The 19155-nt window shown below is 31.6% G+C and carries 18 protein-coding genes and 2 pseudogenes; 7 read left to right on the top strand and 13 right to left on the bottom strand.

The features are described 5' to 3' along the window. The first annotated feature begins 802 nt into the window (after positions 1-802). From AC1MPL_RS12355 to AC1MPL_RS12365, 3 genes are all read left to right on the top strand, one after another. Positions 803-1774 (top strand): replication initiation protein, encoded by a 972-nt coding sequence (locus tag AC1MPL_RS12355; RefSeq protein ID WP_479766298.1) that lies wholly within the window; start codon positions 803-805, stop codon positions 1772-1774. A gap of 513 nt (positions 1775-2287) precedes the next feature. Further along, positions 2288-2878: a plasmid mobilization relaxosome protein MobC gene (gene mobC, locus AC1MPL_RS12360; RefSeq protein WP_479766299.1), complete on the top strand. Its 591-nt coding sequence runs from the start codon at positions 2288-2290 to the stop codon at positions 2876-2878. Continuing rightward, on the top strand, positions 2878-4980 hold the full coding sequence (locus AC1MPL_RS12365; protein ID WP_479766300.1) for a hypothetical protein: 2103 nt from the start codon (positions 2878-2880) through the stop codon (positions 4978-4980). The genes mobC and AC1MPL_RS12365 overlap by 1 nt, the downstream gene beginning before the upstream one ends. 168 nt (positions 4981-5148) lie before the next feature. Here the strand turns inward: AC1MPL_RS12365 and AC1MPL_RS12370 are convergent. Continuing rightward, positions 5149-5775: pseudogene (locus AC1MPL_RS12370) on the bottom strand (IS6 family transposase); the annotation flags it as partial. Positions 5776-5963: 188 nt separating this feature from the next. Then, entirely contained in the window at positions 5964-6668 is a 705-nt protein-coding gene (locus AC1MPL_RS12375) for a 4'-phosphopantetheinyl transferase family protein (protein ID WP_479766301.1), read from the bottom strand. A 96-nt stretch (positions 6669-6764) separates the two neighbouring features. Between AC1MPL_RS12375 and AC1MPL_RS12380 the strand changes: the two genes are divergently transcribed. Then, entirely contained in the window at positions 6765-8000 is a 1236-nt protein-coding gene (locus AC1MPL_RS12380; RefSeq protein ID WP_479766302.1) for a beta-ketoacyl synthase N-terminal-like domain-containing protein, read from the top strand. A 65-nt stretch (positions 8001-8065) separates the two neighbouring features. Here the strand turns inward: AC1MPL_RS12380 and AC1MPL_RS12385 are convergent, their stop codons facing one another. The 7 genes from AC1MPL_RS12385 to AC1MPL_RS12415 are packed head-to-tail and all read right to left on the bottom strand — an operon-like array spanning position 8066 to position 13618. Beyond that, entirely contained in the window at positions 8066-8965 is a 900-nt protein-coding gene (locus tag AC1MPL_RS12385; protein WP_479766303.1) for a metal-dependent hydrolase, read from the bottom strand. Positions 8966-9024: 59 nt separating this feature from the next. Next, positions 9025-9951: a hypothetical protein gene (locus tag AC1MPL_RS12390; protein ID WP_479766304.1), complete on the bottom strand. Its 927-nt coding sequence runs from the start codon at positions 9949-9951 to the stop codon at positions 9025-9027. Then, a complete protein-coding gene (locus tag AC1MPL_RS12395) occupies positions 9945-10670 on the bottom strand; it encodes an SDR family NAD(P)-dependent oxidoreductase (RefSeq protein ID WP_479766305.1) in 726 nt (241 codons plus the stop codon). Before AC1MPL_RS12395 ends, AC1MPL_RS12390 begins: the two co-directional genes overlap by 7 nt. Before the next feature lie 7 nt (positions 10671-10677). Continuing rightward, positions 10678-11430 (bottom strand): MaoC/PaaZ C-terminal domain-containing protein, encoded by a 753-nt coding sequence (locus AC1MPL_RS12400; RefSeq protein ID WP_479766306.1) that lies wholly within the window; start codon positions 11428-11430, stop codon positions 10678-10680. Then, positions 11424-12683 (bottom strand): beta-ketoacyl-[acyl-carrier-protein] synthase family protein, encoded by a 1260-nt coding sequence (locus tag AC1MPL_RS12405; RefSeq protein WP_479766307.1) that lies wholly within the window; start codon positions 12681-12683, stop codon positions 11424-11426. Before AC1MPL_RS12405 ends, AC1MPL_RS12400 begins: the two co-directional genes overlap by 7 nt. A gap of 5 nt (positions 12684-12688) precedes the next feature. After that, positions 12689-12925, bottom strand: a complete 237-nt coding sequence (locus AC1MPL_RS12410; RefSeq protein WP_479766308.1) for an acyl carrier protein — start codon at positions 12923-12925, stop codon at positions 12689-12691. Between the two features lie 21 nt (positions 12926-12946). After that, positions 12947-13618: a flavin reductase family protein gene (locus AC1MPL_RS12415; RefSeq protein ID WP_479766309.1), complete on the bottom strand. Its 672-nt coding sequence runs from the start codon at positions 13616-13618 to the stop codon at positions 12947-12949. Between the two features lie 603 nt (positions 13619-14221). On the opposite strand from AC1MPL_RS12415, the gene repM reads away from it, so the two are divergent. From repM to AC1MPL_RS12430, 3 genes are all read left to right on the top strand, one after another. Then, positions 14222-15166 carry a replication initiation protein RepM gene (gene repM / locus AC1MPL_RS12420; protein ID WP_479766310.1) on the top strand — a complete coding sequence of 315 codons (945 nt, stop codon included), beginning with the start codon at positions 14222-14224 and terminating at the stop codon, positions 15164-15166. A 164-nt stretch (positions 15167-15330) separates the two neighbouring features. Beyond that, complete coding sequence (locus AC1MPL_RS12425; RefSeq protein WP_479766311.1) at positions 15331-15972, top strand: AAA family ATPase; 642 nt, start codon at positions 15331-15333, stop codon at positions 15970-15972. Continuing rightward, the gene (locus AC1MPL_RS12430) at positions 15972-16280 is read left to right on the top strand and encodes a hypothetical protein (protein WP_479766312.1); all 309 of its coding nucleotides are present in this window, start codon (positions 15972-15974) and stop codon (positions 16278-16280) included. Before AC1MPL_RS12425 ends, AC1MPL_RS12430 begins: the two co-directional genes overlap by 1 nt. Positions 16281-16584: 304 nt before the next feature. On the opposite strand, the gene AC1MPL_RS12435 is transcribed toward AC1MPL_RS12430, so the two are convergent. From AC1MPL_RS12435 to AC1MPL_RS12450, 4 genes and pseudogenes are all read right to left on the bottom strand, one after another. Beyond that, positions 16585-16998 (bottom strand): TIR domain-containing protein, encoded by a 414-nt coding sequence (locus AC1MPL_RS12435; protein ID WP_479766313.1) that lies wholly within the window; start codon positions 16996-16998, stop codon positions 16585-16587. Beyond that, a complete protein-coding gene (locus AC1MPL_RS12440) occupies positions 16974-17816 on the bottom strand; it encodes a RipA family octameric membrane protein (protein WP_479766314.1) in 843 nt (280 codons plus the stop codon). The genes AC1MPL_RS12435 and AC1MPL_RS12440 overlap by 25 nt, the downstream gene beginning before the upstream one ends. A 71-nt stretch (positions 17817-17887) precedes the next feature. Next, a pseudogene (locus AC1MPL_RS12445) lies at positions 17888-18727 on the bottom strand (IS3 family transposase); the annotation flags it as partial. 40 nt (positions 18728-18767) lie between these two features. Next, positions 18768-19155, bottom strand: a 388-nt coding sequence (locus AC1MPL_RS12450; RefSeq protein WP_479766315.1) for an IS3 family transposase, incomplete at its 5' end; no start/stop codon positions are given.

Below are 19155 nucleotides of genomic sequence, written 5' to 3' on the forward strand. Positions count from 1 at the left end.
TATCAACTCCTAATACATTTGCAGTCAGTTTCTTAGTACCAACTTTTTAGGGATTCTTAGGATTATGACGTTTAAAAAATTGTTCTGGGTATGATCAATTTTGTCATCATCTCTTCGCTATACATGAAGTGCAATTAGGTTGCCAAGTTTCAGCATGAATATGAATGGATCAGGTGTAAGAAAGTTTATAGTGATCTGAAAGTTCAGTAATAAATCATCAGTAAGCTTAACTTTTTATTTTGTACTAATTCCTTTAGGTAGTGCAATAACTAAACTTGAACTCACGGTCATTTTTTCGTTGATATAAGTTCACAGTTTCCCAAAGTTTCTCAATGCGTGTAAGTACTACAAATGACTATGATCATCAAAACTTATTTTTCATTATTTACTATAAGAAATTTTCTCACTTTAGTACTTCTAAAGCTTTTACATAAAAATCATTTGGTTAATTAACAAACAAATGATTTTTGTTTACTAATTTCAGATTCGCTATTTATAGTGCTCTCCAAGTGCTACAGATGCTTTAATTTACTTGATTATACTTAGCTTTATTTGAAGGAAGTACTATATTTGAACAAGTTTAATTTATGAGTTAATTAAGTCATTGAAAAATATCTACTTCTAATTGAGTTTAAAGTATGCTAAGTTTTTTAATTCAATTTTTAGGTGTAAAAAAAACAGATTAAAAATCTGCTTTTTTTACTTTGTTTCACAGATACGTAAACATCTGAAAAATACAAACTAGAGACTTGCTATTTTAATGATGTTTTATGTATTTGCAACTACTGTGAAGTTGCAGATTATGAATAATATACAATTTTTAGAAGTTTTTTATAAAAACCTCGCACCCAAGCCATACTGTAGCTACGGTAAAGGTACAGCAACCTTTATTCGTTCAAAACATCATGCAATTAAATTTCCACTCATTCAAGTTAATCCACCGCATATCGTCAGATATTTGATTTTTGATATTGATATGCCGGATGCATATTTACATTTTTCGGATGCTCAACTTCCAGTACCCACATGGATTGCTAAAAATAAAGAAAATGGCCATTGCCATATCTGTTATGAGCTAAAAATTCCCGTTTGTAAAACTGAAAATGCGCGATTAAAGCCGTTAGCCTATCTCGCCGCTATTGAGCATAGCTATGCAAATAAACTTGGTGCAGATTTAGAGTATGCTGGCTTACTCACAAAAAATCCAATTGATCGTAAAAACTGGGAAGTTACTTTACTCAATCCTCGACCTTTTGAATTAGATGAACTTGCTGATTATGTCGACTTAGATTACCAACCTAAGAAGATGACTAAAAATGAAATATCTGGGCTTGGACGTAACTGTGCCATGTTCGATAGTGTTCGCTTTTGGGCATATAAAGAAATAGGAGGAAGTATCGACATGGGTTATAAGAGCTGGCATAGCAAAGTTCTTAATACCGCTCAGAGCGTAAATCATACGTTTTTACAGCCACTACCGCATTCAGAAGTTAAAGCAACAGCAGCTAGTGTCGCAAAGTGGGTTTGGCGAAATCATCATAGTGCTGAGTTTCAGGCTAAATTTAGCGAGAAACAAGCGAATAGAGCAAAAATAGGTAATACACAAGGTTCAAATTCAAAAGGTGGAAAAGCTCGTTCATTAAATTATGCGGATTCAAGACAAATGGCACTAAAACTACATATAGAAGGAATGAATAATACGCAAATTGCTGCAAAATTAAATGTAAGTAGAAAATCAATTACGCGTTGGCTAACGGGGAAAATCGTCATTTAAGTGGGACAGTGCCGCCAAATCAGATATTAGCCCGTTTAGCGCTAATAGAGTCGAAACCTTGGATCCTTCAAAGACTTAGCAATTACTCATCTGGTAATGAGTTGGGATCAAAAAACCTATCGTTTAAGTGCGATTATAAGCTCACGACCGATCTTTTCACATATATTTTCATCCATTATTAATTATTTAAAATTGCTTAGAACGCATAACAGTGCTTTTAAATTCCTGACTAAAGCGTCTAGCCATTTGTTCATCTCCAAGGTTAATTTTACGTTAGCTTTAGAGGGAATCTTTGTCCACTTTTTTGTCTAGGATCAAATTAACAGTTATTGAAAGCTGATTAATTTCACTTTAAAGCGATTTTTTCTATTTAAAAAAAGTAAACCTATTTCTTGATTTTTTTCTAAAAAATTTTCAATTCAAATCATTATTCAATACTCTTTTACTTAGGTTGTTAAGTGAGCAAGCATACCTGTGCCCCCAAAAATCTTCGATATTTTGGTATTCAGGAGCTTGTTAGGGGTTCCACCCCTAAGACCCGGAAAAGCAAAAGCTGGAGCGAAAATGAAGAATGAAATAGCTACTCAGAAACAGCAATATCAAAAGCAAAAGCAGGTCAGGAACATTATAAAAAAGTACAGATTTAATCAATTTGAGCTTGAGCAAATCGACGTAATTTTAAAAATGAGAAATCAGTCTTTAACTGATTTTTTACGAAAAGCGATTCAGTCAGAAATCCAGCGTAGTTCTTTTTATGTTCCGACATTGAAAGAACTTAAAAACAGTTTTGTTCTTAAACCAAAACATATTAAAAAAACAGAGATTCAAATTGTTAAACGCTATCAAAATATAGATCCGAAATTACTGCTCGAATTAAGCAGAATCGGTAATAACATTAATCAAGTTGCGCGTGCATTAAATATTATAAAAAAGGATTCGGTAACAGAACTTACAAAGTATGACTTCTTGCAATGCCAAATCATTTTAAAAAACTTTCAAAATGATTTTCAAAGTTTATTGCCAAGATTGCCCAAAATTCAACGCTCAGAAAAAGCGATCGAAAAAAGAAAAGCACAATTAGAAAAAAAAGGTTTGGAGCTCTAATGTTAATCAAGTTCTTAGAACATGGAAAAGGAGCTGCAAACAGAGCATCAGCTTATGTTCTAGATTCTGTTGATCATTTAAATCGAGCTAGAGCTGGCGTTGATGTACTACGTGGAGATCCAATTACATTTACTTCTATCTGTGATTCTAGTCCTCATCTTTGGAAATATACGAGCGCAGTGATTGCCTGGGCAAAAGATGACAATCCAAGTGATGTACAGATACAAGAGGTTTTGAATGAATTTGAAAAACATGCTTTCGCTGGACTTGAAACCCATCAATATCATTTATTTGCGACTCAACATATAGAAGATGACGGCTCAAAACACATTCATATACTTGTGCCTCGATTCGAACTTGAAACAGGAAAGAGCTTAAATATCGCACCACCTGGGCATGAAAACTATTACGCACCACTACGGGATTATTTTAATTATAAGTACAACTGGTCCCGCCCGGATGATCCCCTTCTTAGAGCAACAACCAAAGCACCGCATCACGTTGAAAAAATTACCGCACAAGTAAAAAAAATATTGGATCAAGAATCCTTTGAACTGCTCAAAAAAGCGCAGTTTTGCAGAATGATTGATAACTACGTGAAAGTGTTACTAGAGAGTACCTTTGTTCAAAACAGAACAGATATTGCAAAGTGTTTGCGAGAGCTCAATGGAATTAAATCAGTTAAAGAAGGGAAAAACTATTTAACAGTGACATTAAATGATGAAAAAAAACACAGACTAAAAGGCAATTATTACAATGACGAATTCGAAATTAACGCTTACAGAGAGCATCTCAAATCAGCAGAATATGCTCGAGAAGCTGCAAATGGAAATAAGCAGCATGCAAAAGACGCTCGAAAACTTTGTGAGCGTGCTAGAGCATCAAGAACAGAATATAACACAAACAATTACAAGAGTAAGCATACAGACAGAACAGGCAGAAACCGTATCGAATCGAATATCGACATTGATGTACGCAATCAACAAAGCGAGTCCGACGAAAATTCTCGAAGTGAACAACGAAATCAAATCAGAAATGAACAACTTACTTTTGACACTAAAGACACTCGATACAACGACAGTCACTACACTCAAAAAGGACATAGAGAGTCTGAATCTCAAAATCAAACAAGCAAAACAAATGATATTACAAGATCTGAAAATCGATACGCAGAAGATCGAGGATCAATTTTACTCAATAGTGATCGGAGCAGCAGAACAATCGATACCGAAGATCAAACACATCACCGAAGAAAAAATGGAGACAAAACTCAAGGAATTATTGCTATCAGAAAGATCGATTTGGATGATCTATGGGTTAATAGTTTTCTTGATATTTCTACTGCTTATGAGTTCATTTTTAGCGTATCAAATCTTTGCAAACACAAAACAGATCGAGATGCAAAGAAGCGAAATTCTTCAAAATACTGGGATTTTGAACTCGCAAATCGTACAGATGCAGAACCAGTCAAGTTACTTACAACAGATGGTGAAACACAGGAGATAGAAGATGGCGATAACAATGAGCGAAATCGACAAATATATCTTGAATCAGCTCGAATTATTGAAGAACGAAAACGCATTGCTGAAAACGTACAACAAAACATTGATCGAGCAGATCGAGCAACAAGAGAATATCAGCTTAGAACAAATGAAATTATTATCGAGTCTCAACGATATCAAGAAAACACTCGACGCAGAAAATCAACAACTAGTGGAACATCGTATCAGCTTAGAGAATACATTAATCAGCTCAAGAAGCGATTTTATGAACAGTTTAGAAAAAGAATTGCCTCAGTTTTTAATAAAGTTCAAGCAGTCTTTGCAAGAAAGTTTCATACAAGACATGAGAGCATACACGACATCAGAAGAAATCAAAGAGACAATTCAATTGTTGATTTCAGTAGAAATGATGAAGCAAAAGCAGGAATTTCTCGAAGAGATCCAACACGAGGTCGAATCGGTGAACAATTATCACGACGAATTCAAGATATTGATACAACAACTCTCAGCAAAGCTGTAGCGCAAATTGAGCTTAAAAATAAAGAGAAATCGGCGCAGAAAAAGTATGAAAAAGACAACAGCTCAAAATTCGAATGGTGATTACAAAACTGCAGCACTGAAGTTTACATCTTCTTTTCAATTGGGCCTAAACTTTAATAAAGTTCAATGATTTAGTTTAGTTAGTTTACTTAATTTAGTCAGTTTAGTTAGTTTGAAAAAAGGAATGTTTTATGAGAAAGTTAAAGAAAGCGGTGACGAAAGAATAAGTTTTTGAAGCATGTGTATCCATTCAATGCCGGATAAAATAATCTTGGCACACCTGAATGATTTAAATCCTATATGGGTCGAATGCGTCTCTTAATGAGTCGATGATCTTGTTCCTCTCGGTTATTTAAGTATTTATTTTGCCGTATTTTGAGGAGGCTGATCGTCGAATCAGTATTTCGATTCAGATGACGTAATACGGCATGATTTGCTACGCTATGATCAATCGTCACCGTATAGGTGTCCATTGTAACGTATGGCTTGATGGAAGAATCTTAAAGCTGTACGGGTATTGCGCTTAGCTGTCAGCAAGAAGTCGATGGTTTGCCCTTGTGAATTTACTGCCCGATACAAATACCTCCATTGTCCTTTAACCTTGATATAGTTTCCATCCATCCGCCAATGTGTCCCTACTGCTTTTTTATGTTTTTTGAAGGCCTGATCAAGTAAAGGAGTTAAGCGAATAACCCATCTATGCAAGGTTGAATGATCGATATCAGCCCCACGCTCTTTCATTATTTCCTCAAGGTCTCTTAAGCTCAATGCATAGCTCAGATACCAGCGTAAGCATTGTGCAATCACGTCTGTTGGATAATGAAGGCGTTTAAATGCTTGGGAAATAATGCTCATTGAATGACTGTAAATTTAATCAGTTTAGCAAACTTTCCTTAATGCGACAGAACCCATATTTATGCAACTTTGATTGCTTATTAATGTACTGCAACTAAACCTAAAGTTCAGGACTTGTAAATGATTTCTTATCCGTGATTCGGGTTATATAAATTAGTTTAGATATTAACTCTTTTTACAAAAAATCCTTAGAAATCCACTATACCTGTAAAAATGTAGTCATTTCTATAGTGATAAAATCCTGAAAATTTCTGTCCCATAGTTACTTTTTCTGAAAGTGATTTTCTAATACAAATTAAGAATGTTCCACTATTATTAGTACCATAAATTTCTGTAATAGAAATAGCATCAAAGTAGAAGCTAAAATTAATTTTTGGATATAATAATTTGAATAAACTCTCTTTAGCAGAAAATATAATATGCTGAAATATACATTTATCTATTATATTGTTTTTTAAAATTAATTTTTTTTCATCTAAATTTAATACTCCACTTTCAAATATTTTAATATTCTTACTATTTAAATATTCAATATCTATTCCAACAGATTTTATTTTATTTTTTTTACCGACTAAAGATACAGTTCTATCTTTAGAGTGAGAAATAGAACCAAAAAAACCTACTGGCCAAATAGGTTGCCCATGTTCACCTATATTAATCTTATGATTATATATCTCTAAATTTTTTAGATTAGATAAGCTACAATATCTACCAGAAAAAAAATCTGATTTTCTCTTTTTAGTAGAATCCTTGATCTTTTCTGGCAAAAAAATATCAAACTTTGTGAATAGGTTATCATTGTAATTTTCAAGGTTAGTATGGAGTATACTAAATGATATCTCATTACTTATTATTAGAGTTTTATTTTTTATAAAGTATGAATTTTTATTCATTATAAGCCAATGTTAAGTTAATGATAATGGACTATAATACCATTATTATAAGTAAATCATTTTAATATTGTATTAAGATAATTAGGAGAAATAAAAATGCAAAGAGTTGTAATTACTGGTATGGGGATTAACTCATGTATAGGAAATACTTTGGATCAAGTGACAGAGTCACTAAGATTAGGTAGGTCAGGTATTACTTTTAATGAAAAATATGCACAATTAAATCTTAAAAGTCAAGTTAGTGGTTATACTCCAAAATACTTTATGGGTATTAATGAAAAATTTAAAAGATCTATGGGTATATGTGCCATGTATGCTTATAATTCTGCTATCAATGCAATTGAAAATGCTAATTTAGATATCGCAGAATTAGCAAATAATCCAAGATATGGCATTATTGGTGGAACAGGAGGTAGTTCAACAGCTTCTATCATTGAAATGAAAGATACTTTGACAGAGTATGGTGCTAGAAAAATATCGCCAAATTTAGCACCTCGTTATATAAATAATACAATTAGTTCTAATATTGCTTTAGCTTTAAAATTACAAGGTATTACACAATCTATTGCTAGTGCTTGTGCAACATCGGCAGATGCAATTGGGTACGCCTATAATCTAATTGCTTTAGGTAAACAAGATTTAATGTTAGCAGGTGGAGGAGAAGAAGATCATTGGTCTCAAAGTGTTTTATTTGATGCTATGGGCGCATTAAGTTCTAAACATAATTCAGTTCCAAGTACAGCCTCTCGTCCTTATTCAAAAGATAGTGATGGTTTTGTTATAGCTAGTGGAGGAGGAATAGTTATATTAGAATCATTAGAACATGCTCTTAATAGAAAAGCTCCAATATTAGCCGAATTAGTTGGCTATGCAGCCAATAGTGATGGTCATGATATGGTTTCACCTAGTGGAGAAGGCGCTACTAGATGTATTAGATTAGCAGTTGATGAAGCTAAAAGGACCCATAATATCCGTAAAATTGATTATATTAATACTCATGGAACTTCAACTCCTGCTGGAGATATTCCAGAGTTGCTTGCGATTGAAAGAGCCTTTAATAATATAGAGAAAGTACCTCCATTAAGTTCAACAAAATCAATGACTGGGCATAGTTTAGGTGCTGCGGGAGTTCATGAAGCAATTTATTCTATTCTAATGTTAAAAAATAATTTTATTGCTCCAAGTATTAATATTACAGAGCTAAGAGAGGATGCCAAAAAGTTTGACATTGTACAGCAGATGAGAGAAATTGAACTTAATACTATAATGAGTAACAGTTTTGGATTTGGTGGAGTGAATACTTGCCTAATTTTTAACAAATGGAAAGACTAATATATTATATAACTTTAGAAAAGGCGTAGATTAATTTGCGCCTTTATTAAAAGTAAATTATAACTTTAGATTTCATTCATTAGAATTTTTTTTCTTAGTTCAGGTTCCCAGTAGTTATCCCATTGATCAACTATATAGTTTCTTTTCTGTAGGATATTAGATGAATTTAGGTTAAAATCTTCTTTAATATACTTATTTTGTAAAGACTTGGTTTCTTTTATGAAAGGAGATTGAGCAAATGTTTCATAGGTAATAGTCTTTCTAAAAAAATTTCCACAATAAATAGCAGAGACTATTGCTTCATCATCATCTTTTGTAAATTCTTGAATTTCCGATTTAATCGTATCTTTTGTCCATAGTTTATTGCCGGAAATTGTTTCGTAAATATCTACAGCTACATCACAGTGTTCTATTTCCTCTGTAAAATGATACGCCAACAAGTAAAGAAAACTAAGGTTTTGTGAAATATTTAGAGTTCTCTTAAAGTTTCTTCCAAAAAAAAATTGTTCAAAAAAAACAAAACTGGAGATACAATTTTTACTTTCAAAAATAGCTATTTTTCTTAAAGCATAACATAATGCTTCATGTGAACCACATTGAACTTCTTTTATAAGGTGATTGTAGTTTTTTTGATGTATATCTTGATAAAATGAATAAACCCTTGGGTGCCCCAAATTTGTTTTAATAACTTTTTCACATAAAAAAGCATTAACTATTTTATGATATCTAGCATGATGCATCTCTTGTTTAATAAATATATCATCTTTAGCCTTTAAATTTAAATTTATAAGATACTTATTATAATGGTTGCTAATAAACTTGCAGAAATACTCTATATGTTCAAGATAAAAAGAATATCCTAATCCTATTAAAGATGTTATTTCATCAAATGCCCAATTATAATTTAAATTATTATCTTTGATAATTGTCGACTTTAGGTCGAAAGGTATACGTCTAATTTTCATTTATTAAATCACTTAATTATTTACAGTGTTATAGAGGGCTTTAAATAAAGCCCTTACAATTACAAGAAAAGAATATTATCTTCAGCTTCTTTTGAAAAAACAGCTCGATTTTGACCTATACCTTTAACAAGGAATTTAATATGTTGTTCTTTAATTTGTTCATCTGTATAAGGATTTTTTTTACCAAATATAGTATTCATAATTTGACTCTTCTTTTTAATGATTCTATCAACAGCACCTTGTCCTCTCTTTGCTGGTAAAAACAATTTCATGAGCTTATTTTGACCTTCAAAATATGTTTCGTGCACCATTGCATTATGATATGTAAGGCCAACACTAATTGTTTCCAAAGCACGTTTCATATGATATTCATCTGATTTAATTAAATCAGTAATAACTGCTAACCATGCTTGAGTATGCCTTGCCTCATCTTTCATGATATTAGTAATTAGTTCTTGTAATTTTGTATGATGAACTTGTGAACGAAGATCTCGATATAATTCTGTATTCACGACTTCACCAAATAGATGAGCGAAAGTATAACTATATAAATCCCAATATTTTCTATCTAGATAACACCATATATATTTATTAGAATATTCTTGTACCGATAGTGTTTCTGTATACTTAAGATTTCCAGTTTGCACATAATGATTTGCTGTTGATAGTGCAATACCATGGCGCATTTCTTCATATGCAATAATATTCACATAAGCTAGAATTTGTCCCCAATCATTTTCCTTTCCTTTAGGATAACCATTTCTAATTTCTGTAAGAAGTAAATCATGAAATTGTACAGAAGAGGCTTGTCCTGAGTATTCACCTTCAGATAAACAGTCTAATAATTTAACAATTTTCCTATCATGGTCATCTAATTCTTTTAACCATTCCCAATCATAATAATTTGCATTCCAACGTTGTTCATCTGAAAGGCAACCAAAATGTACAATTGTATTTATACCTTTAGAAATATCTGTTTTTAGCATGATAGACCACCATCAACAATTAAATTTTGTCCTGTTATATAATCACTATCTCTACTTAATAAATAAGAAACTAGCCCTGAAATATTTTCAGGCTTACCAAATTTACGTAGAGGGATTGTTTTTTTTAAACTCATTTTATTTTCAATTTTATCAGTCATATCACTTTCAATAAAACCAGGTAAAATATTATTAACAGTAACATTAAATCTAGCAACTTCTAAAGATAATGACTTTACTAAACCATTTAGTGCTGATTTTGTTGATGAGTATCCAGTCTGTCCAATATTTCCTTTAATACTAGCAATTGAACTAATATTAATTATACGGCCTTCTGAATTTTCCATCATAGATGGTAGAAAGGCTCTGGTAATATTTAGTGTTGGAAATAAATTGTTTTCAAATAATGAAAAAATACTATTTTCTGTAGTATTTATAAATAATTGATCTATATTAATTCCAGAATTATTGATAACAGCATAAGGAGCTCCATACTCTTGTACTAAGTATGTACAAAGCTGTGAAATACTATTAGAGTCTGAGCTATCACATTTATATGATTGTACATCTAATCCTTCTTTCTGCATTGATGTAACAATTTCTTTTGCTCTATCTTCGCTTTTTTTATATGTAAAAATTACTTTATAATCTTGAGAGAGACGATCTACAATAGCCTTACCAATACCTCTAGTACCACCTGTAATAAAAACCCACTTTTTCATAAAAATCTCAAAATAATTTGGCTAAAAGTCCCATTTCTGTCGTAATAATAAGTTCATCCTTATCGTATAAATTCAATAAAACTGATGCATAAATATTATTATCGACTCTAACTAAATCTTTTCCTAAACAACTATATGAAAATTCATCAAAATTAAATTTTTCTTGAATCTTATCAGAATACACAGTTAAACTATGATTAACTTGATATACAACATAAGACTCTGGATTTAGTCCTTCATCTTGTAAGAATTTGCTTACATTATGTGCTAGCGGTGATTTTCTATTATTTTGAATATATATTGAGAATAATATACCATCCCAGAATATCAAGTTATTATTATCAGTACCTTTTATCTTTCTAAATAGCTGATATTTTTTACGTAAGATTTCTTCTGTAAAAAAAGATAAAATAGGATATTTTTTCAGTAAACTATAGTCAGAAGATTTTATGCTCTTAGTTTTTCCTAAATATAAGCATTTATTTTCATATTTTAATGAAATCTTATCGTTAAGATATAAAAACTCTAATGTTTCATTCATTGGTACTGAGTTTTTTAAAGTAATTTGAATGCTATTAGCATTAGTATCTAGATTTTTTAAAAATATAGATTTCATAGGTAACATAGCAAGCATGCCATGTACAATACATCCATCTAATCCATTACTTAAAGCAAACTCACTATCAAAATGGATAGGATTTCTATCTCCTGAAAAATCAGCCCATAGTTCTAAATCCTCTTGATTATAACTAATCAACATTCTGGATACCCTCTAATAATTAGAGAACTATTTGTTCCACCAAATCCATAATTAATATTTAATACATTATTTACTTTATCTAACCTTCTATGTTTATTAGGTATATAATCTAAATCACAATCTGGATCCTGATCATTTAGATTTATTGTTGCTGGAGCAATCTTCTCTTTTAATGTTTGCAAACAGAAAATAGTTTCCATGGCACCTGCAGCACCTATTAAATGTCCTGTATATGATTTAGTACTAGAGATAGGGATATTGTAAATTTTTTGGTGAAAGACTTTTTTCAAGGTCTTTGTTTCATTCAAATCATTCAAAGGTGTAGAAGTACCATGTGCATTAATATAATCAATATCATCAGCATCTAATTGAGCTTCTTCCATTGCTCTAATCAATGAAGTGTACCGTCCCATTAAATCATCTGCTGGAGCTGTTATATCAAAAGCATCAGAGCAGTTAGCATAACCAGTAATTTCTCCATAAATATGAGCACCACGTTCAAGAGCACTATCTAAAGTTTCTAAAACTACAGCAGCACTTCCTTCTGACAAAATAAATCCCGATCTATTACTATCAAAAGGACAACATGCTTTACTTTGGTACTTTTGTTCTTTACTTAATGCACCTAAAATGTCTACGGACCAAACATTATACCTACCTCTAATACTCTCACTACCACCTGCTAGCATACATTTAACTTTACCGTTTTTAATTAACTCGTATGCATCGCCAATAGCAATATTTCCCGTAGCACAAGCAGCTACATGAGTGTTCTGATAACCTCTCATATTCCACAACATGGAGGCTGCTCCACTAAGTACGCTATGCATAGAAAAGATTGTACTGAAAGGTGATGCAAAACCAGAGGAAACATATAAATCATTATTTTCAATTGTTGAATCTACACCTCCCCATCCCGTACCAAAAATGATACCTCGATCAAAAGGTGAATATAATTTATCTAATGTTTCACAAGGATTTTTACCAAAAGCAGATTCCATAGCTTCGAGTGAAGCTATCATTCCTAACTTTGCAAATCTAGGTAAAAGCTTTAATATCTTTTTTGGTATATTTTTAGATGGTAATGGATCCTCTACAACTCCAAAGAATTTAGATACTATTGATGGATCATCACTAGGTATATATTCATACCCCATCTTATAATCTAAAATGGATTGCCAAATTTCATTTACATTTGAACCTAATGAACAAATACCACCTATACCAGTAATTACAACTCTATTATTATTCATAATTATTATTCAAATGACTTACAGAAAGTATAAAAATCACCCATAGTTGTAGGTTTTTGCTCAGATAGTTTATTTAAATCGATATTTATTCCTAATTCTTTTTTTAGTGCTACCTGAATACTTACATAATCTAGGCTTGCCAAATCAAGATCTTCAACTAATGTATTATTACTAAGACGATTAATATCAAAATCTGTGAGATCTTCAATTAAGTTGTTAACAATTTGTTCTATACCACTCATGACTTTATCCTTCTATTTAAATTAAAGTAAATTAGCACTACCAGACATAATTTCATTCATAATTTTTTTAACTTCATCAGTCATTGGTACTTCCATTGAGAAAGTATTATTAATAACTGTGTAATCAATATAACCCATTCTTCCTATTGGTTTAATTTTCGCTATATCGAGTAATCCTTTAGAAGTAATATAATTATCATCAATATGTATACGCATAACTTGGCCAATTATCATATCGACTGTACCCACATCACCATGACCAGGTATTGTAGTTGTTGATATGTATTTACATTCCATTTTACAAGGACTATCTTTTACCATTGGCACATTAGATAGTTCAGCTTTCTCTTTAATAATATTAGCAAGTTCAAATTCGTCTTCATTTGAAGGAACAATCATTGCGGATATATTCATAGCATCTTTTAAGTCTTCTGTAGCCATATTCCATACAAACCATCCTGTATCTTCAGCATTTACTGCTGAATCTTTTCTTTTGCCTCTAGGATAATGATTTGCACAGAACATAACTGTAGGCGGGTCAAATGTAATAATCCCACATTGACTAAATGGAGCTAAATTATGGTTGCCTCTTTTATCTGTTGTAGAAATCCAAGCAATAGGCCGAGGAATTACACAACTTCTAAATGGTGTATAAGGCAATGGACAGTTATTTTCTTGTGGATCATATTTCATATTAAAAGTCTGTGTTTTTTCTTATTTAAACACATTTTTTTTTGTAAAAAAATATTTTATACAGATATGTCTGTATATTAATAAATTATTTAAATACATATACTTAAATTACAATTATATACATTTAGTTATATTATTTTCTACTAACAGAGATTTAATTTTTATTAATATTCAAAAAAATTAGATAAAATAAACTATTTAACCCAAATCACGGATAATTATTTAAAATTTCTAAATACTAGGTTTTGTCGCAGTACATTGATGAGCAATCAAAGCCGTATAATCAAATGATAGATAAGATTAACCACTAATACTTTTGTTTAAATAATAATCCGTAAAAAGATTAAAAGTGTTTTTAAAAATAAGAGTAAAAAATAGAAAATATGCTTTTAATGTTTTTATTAATCTTTTAATGCTTTTAGACAAGCTCAATCTCCTGTGTGGCATATCCTGTAGCAGATATATCACTACAAATTCTTTGTTATATCACTACAAATTCTTTGTTATATCACTACAAATTCTTTGTTATATCACTACAAATTCTTTGTTATATCACTACATTAAATGATAATATAGTTGAATATAATTTTAGGTCATATAAATATGAAGAATAAACTTGTTGTAAAAGATAATATTTTAATTAATGCAAGCTACAATCTAGAATTAACAGAACAGCGTTTAATACTCCTTGCTATTGTTGATGCAAGGGAATCAACAGTAGAGCTAACATCGGATACCGTAATTCAAATTGAAGCAAAAAAATATGCAAAATCATTTAATACAACAAATGAAGCAGCGTATGCAGCATTAAAAAGTGCAGTAAACAGTTTTTTTGAAAGAAAGTTCTCATATAAAGAATATCGTGGAAGTGCAAACAAAGAGTTTATAGTGAAATCACGGTGGGTATCAACAATTGCATATTCAGACAATCTAGGGATACTTGAAATTACCTTTGCACCCAAAGTAATTCCTTTAATTACTCGGTTAGAAAAACACTTTACTAGCTATCAGCTCAAACAAATATCACAACTTTCCAGTAAATATGCAATACGTCTCTATGAGTTACTAATATCATGGCGTGAAGTTAAACAAACACCAATTTTAAAAATACTAGACTTTAGAGGAAAAATGGGTTTAGAAGAATATGAATACTCAAGAATGGATAACTTAAAACGAATTGTTATTGAGCCAGCAATTAAACAAATTAACAAATATACAGATATAAAAGTTGAATATGAACAATTTAAGGAAGGTCGCACCATCTCTGGTATAAAGTTCACATTTAAAGAAAAAATCATACATAAGAAAATAGAAATAACTAAAGAAAAAGGCAGAGATACTCCAGACTTATTTTCAAATATGACAGAAAAGCAAATTAGTTTTTTTGCCAAAAAATTAGCTTATGATGAGGCTTTCTCAAGCAAATATGCAAAAATTGGGGAAAATTATTCTGATTTTGAAGCCCGTTTAATCAAACAATTAAATGATATAAACTTTGTAAACAACCATTTAAGCGATCTACAAAAAGTAGGTTTTTTACTCAAATAGAACAATATATACTTTTAACTTATGTAACTTATGTAACTTATGTAACTTATGTAACTTATGTAACTTATGTAACTTATGTAACTTATGTAACTTATGTAACTTATGTAACTTATGTAACTTATGTGGTATACTTGATAGATAACTTTACTAGGGTTAAAAGAAAAATGATAATATTAGTTGGTGGTGAAAAAGGTGGTTCAGGCAAAAGCTGTTTAGCTCAAAACCTAGCAGTTTACTTACAAGCAAATAATCGAGACATATTATTGTTGGATGCAGACCCACAAGGAACAACAACCGACTGGGTAAAAGAACGTGACGAAAACACAACTGTAACAAATATTCCATCTGTTCAAGCAGCAGGAAATATAAGACAAGTACTCATAGATCTATCTAAACGCTATCAAGACATTATTATTGATGCAGGTGGGCAAGACTCAGAAGCACTTCGTTCTGCAATGACAATAGCAACACACATGCTTTTACCTTTCAGACCAAAAAGACGAGACTTAAAAACATTAGTTCATGTAGAAAAACTAATTCAGTTAGCAAAAGCAGTAAATCCTCAAATATATACACGAGCAGTCATTACACAGTGTCCAACACTGCCTAATCAGGCACAACGTATCTTAGATGCAAAGGACGCATGTGAGTCATTTGACCTAGTGACACTAAACCACTTTACATGCAATCGAAATATCTATGACGATGCAGACGAAAACGGTTTATCTGTTTTTGAAATGCCTGCTTCAGAAAAAGCAAAACAAGAAATTGAGGAAATTGCAAAAGAGTTTTTAGGAGAAATTTAATGGCTTTGAACGGTTTAAAAAAAGAACCACCTGTAAACAAAGATGATGTTGCTGTAAACGCTTTTATTTCAGGTGCAACGAAAGCGATAGATCAACTGACTCCACATCCAGTATCAAATGCTAAATTTAAGCGATATACCTTTTCCTTAACCGATGATGTGAGTATTGAGATAGATAATTTAAAATTAAGATGTCAGGTAGCTAAGGCCAACCGTTCTATTATTCTTAAAGCAGCAATAATGCAATTAACAAATTTATCAGACCAAGAGCTACAGAAGCTAATTACTCAAGAAGTAAAAGCGAAATAACAAAAAACAGGGTATTAGCCCTGTTTTTATTTAAAACCATACTGACCATGCAGCCACATCGTAAACTTTCTACAACAAAAATTAGTATGGATTAATAATGGTATAAAGTATTTTCATCGACACGATGTAAATTTTAAAAGCTTAAAGAGGCTAAATATTTATATGAGATGAGCCTAGAGAATGATCAACTTATGATTGTAGAAATAGATGATATTGGCTTCAATTTACCAAAATTTGAGCTTGGTTTTTTATAATTGTAAAGAAGCAATAAGTTAGTTCTTTACAAAATTGAAGTGAGGATGATTTATGTAATTTTCTCTGCTTTGATTGCATTCACCACAGATAAACCATTCCAAAAAACAATTTTCGTAGCATTGTTTTTAACAAATTCTGAGGTTCTTTCAGCCCTCCAAGGTTGAATCGCAATAATTTTTTTATTCATTTTTTTTGCCAATTCTACTTCAATTCTAATCCATTTACTATAGGTTGAATACACCCCTGCTAATACAATAATATTGGCACATTTATGCATTTGCGCTCTAATAGCTGCTTCTAATTCTTCATCGTTGTCTGCATCATGAACAGGATCATCTTTTGGAACACTAAAATTAGTGTAATCAAAATCTTCATCAACTTGATCATCAAGTAGTTTAATTAGCCGATCGTACTCATCACCGTACTTCCAACTGTGGCTTAAAAATAAATTATAATGTGACATAGTGTATATATACTCGTTTTTATGATTACTTCTTTATAAAATATGTATAATAAATATGCAAGTGATAAAGTAAGTATAAATTTCAGAACAGTATTAAATATATTTATAATTTGTTTTTCTACAACTGTGGTTGATTGATATTTAAGTTCATTCTGTAATATATCCCACTCTTCCTGAAAATGGTTGATACGTAGCTTTTTTTCTAATTTATAAATAATTTTAAATTTCCCCCTATTCAATATTCCGTAAGATTCAACCAGTTTTTCCCAAGAGTAAACTAAAAATAATGCAATTAACGTAATAAAAATAATAGCAATAACACCAGAGGGGCTAAAACTCGTTGACTTAAGAATTAAAAGACTAAGAGTCATTAATGATGCTAAGAGAGTAAAAAATAAAGTATGAATTTTACTTCTTTGATCAGTTACTTTTTCGGTTGAACTTACAAAAATTTTATAACTTTCTAAATTAATTTTTGTTATTTCAGTAAATTCAGATTGAGAAATAGAATTAAACTGCTCAATAGAATCTAATAATGGATACTGCAAAGAAAAAGAATTAGTTTCTTGCGTAGCGATAAAAGTAGGAAGTTTACAGCCAAATATAGGAAGATTAGCTTTGGTAGCCTCTTTAAGTTCCCACTTAATGTTTGCATTTTTAAGTGTATTTTCGCCTATCATGACAACAAAAAAATCGCTATTTATCAATTTTTCTTGTACTTTTTTTTTCCAATCACTTGATGAAATTCGTTCTTGTAGAATACAGTGTTCCTGATTTAAATCCTTTAATTGATGAAGTAAAGGGTCTACTAAATTCATTTCTTTAGATAAGTTTGCTACAAAACATCTGATGTGTGCTGAATTATCAGGAGACTTTCACTTGGGAGATTTTAGGCAGCCAACTTGCAAAAGTCCTCTGCCATTTGATTTGGTGTCTTAAAATCCAAACCTTTTTGAATTCTTCGTTGATTATAAAATAACTCTATGTATTTTGTAATCTCCGCTTTGGCTTCTTCCCTCGTTTTATAGCTATGATGATGCACCAATTCGTTTTTGAGTATGCCCCAGAAGCTTTCAATCGGTGCATTATCGTAACAATCGCCACGCTTGCTCATTGAACCCTGAAAGCCACATTTTTCAAGTAAGTTTCGATATTCATGACCGCAATATTGGCTGCCTCTGTCTGAATGCACAATGAGGTCCTTAGTTGGTTTTTGATTGCGAATAGCCATATTCAATGCATCACAAACAAGCTTGGCTGTCATACGCTCATTTAAGCTGTAGCCAACCACTTGTTTCGTGTAAAGGTCTTTTACAGCTGCTAAGTACAACCAGCCTTCAGTTGTCCATATATACGTAATATCACTCGACCACGCTTGATTTGGTTTAATCATTGAGAATTGTTGTTCAAGCAAATTTGGATAGATCGCTCGGTTATGGTCACTGTTCGTTGTTCTTTTGAAACGCTTGTGGCGCTTACAATACAGCTGATTTAACTTTTTTATCTGACGAACGGCATAGGCACTAATTTTTACGCCCTGAGCCTGTAAATGCTTGGTTAAACGAATATAGCCATAGCTCTGTTTCGTTTCCTCATGTGCTATTTTGACCAAAATTGCTTGTTGATTTCGCTGAATTGATTGTTTACTCACACCTTGTTTTAGCCAATCATAAAAGCATGAAACTGATACGTGAAGTAAGCGAGCCATCAAAATAATAGGAAATAAGTGATGTGTGCTGAATTATCAGGAGACTTTCACTTGGGAGATTTTAGGCAGCCAACTTGCAAAAGTCCTCTGCCATTTGATTTGGTGTCTTAAAATCCAAACCTTTTTGAATTCTTCGTTGATTATAAAATAACTCTATGTATTTTGTAATCTCCGCTTTGGCTTCTTCCCTCGTTTTATAGCTATGATGATGCACCAATTCGTTTTTGAGTATGCCCCAGAAGCTTTCAATCGGTGCATTATCGTAACAATCGCCACGCTTGCTCATTGAACCCTGAAAGCCACATTTTTCAAGTAAGTTTCGATATTCATGACCGCAATATTGGCTGCCTCTGTCTGAATGCACAATGAGGTCCTTAGTTGGTTTTTGATTGCGAATAGCCATATTCAATGCATCACAAACAAGCTTGGCTGTCATACGCTCATTTAAG

Source organism: Acinetobacter sp. N1-1 (assembly GCF_056711485.1).

Excerpts from the sequence above, each read along its gene's own strand:
- repM (WP_479766310.1), top strand. The coding sequence starts at position 14,222 with ATGAAGAATAAACTTGTTGTAAAAGATAATATTTTAATTAATGCAAGC.
- AC1MPL_RS12425 (WP_479766311.1), top strand. The coding sequence starts at position 15,331 with ATGATAATATTAGTTGGTGGTGAAAAAGGTGGTTCAGGCAAAAGCTGT.
- AC1MPL_RS12410 (WP_479766308.1), bottom strand. The coding sequence starts at position 12,925 with ATGAGTGGTATAGAACAAATTGTTAACAACTTAATTGAAGATCTCACA.
- AC1MPL_RS12385 (WP_479766303.1), bottom strand. The coding sequence starts at position 8,965 with ATGAAAATTAGACGTATACCTTTCGACCTAAAGTCGACAATTATCAAA.
- AC1MPL_RS12390 (WP_479766304.1), bottom strand. The coding sequence starts at position 9,951 with ATGCTAAAAACAGATATTTCTAAAGGTATAAATACAATTGTACATTTT.
- AC1MPL_RS12400 (WP_479766306.1), bottom strand. The coding sequence starts at position 11,430 with ATGTTGATTAGTTATAATCAAGAGGATTTAGAACTATGGGCTGATTTT.
- AC1MPL_RS12415 (WP_479766309.1), bottom strand. The coding sequence starts at position 13,618 with ATGAAATATGATCCACAAGAAAATAACTGTCCATTGCCTTATACACCA.
- AC1MPL_RS12355 (WP_479766298.1), top strand. The coding sequence starts at position 803 with ATGAATAATATACAATTTTTAGAAGTTTTTTATAAAAACCTCGCACCC.
- AC1MPL_RS12405 (WP_479766307.1), bottom strand. The coding sequence starts at position 12,683 with ATGAATAATAATAGAGTTGTAATTACTGGTATAGGTGGTATTTGTTCA.
- AC1MPL_RS12435 (WP_479766313.1), bottom strand. The coding sequence starts at position 16,998 with ATGTCACATTATAATTTATTTTTAAGCCACAGTTGGAAGTACGGTGAT.
- AC1MPL_RS12430 (WP_479766312.1), top strand. The coding sequence starts at position 15,972 with ATGGCTTTGAACGGTTTAAAAAAAGAACCACCTGTAAACAAAGATGAT.
- AC1MPL_RS12440 (WP_479766314.1), bottom strand. The coding sequence starts at position 17,816 with ATGAATTTAGTAGACCCTTTACTTCATCAATTAAAGGATTTAAATCAG.
- AC1MPL_RS12365 (WP_479766300.1), top strand. The coding sequence starts at position 2,878 with ATGTTAATCAAGTTCTTAGAACATGGAAAAGGAGCTGCAAACAGAGCA.
- AC1MPL_RS12395 (WP_479766305.1), bottom strand. The coding sequence starts at position 10,670 with ATGAAAAAGTGGGTTTTTATTACAGGTGGTACTAGAGGTATTGGTAAG.
- AC1MPL_RS12380 (WP_479766302.1), top strand. The coding sequence starts at position 6,765 with ATGCAAAGAGTTGTAATTACTGGTATGGGGATTAACTCATGTATAGGA.
- AC1MPL_RS12375 (WP_479766301.1), bottom strand. The coding sequence starts at position 6,668 with ATGAATAAAAATTCATACTTTATAAAAAATAAAACTCTAATAATAAGT.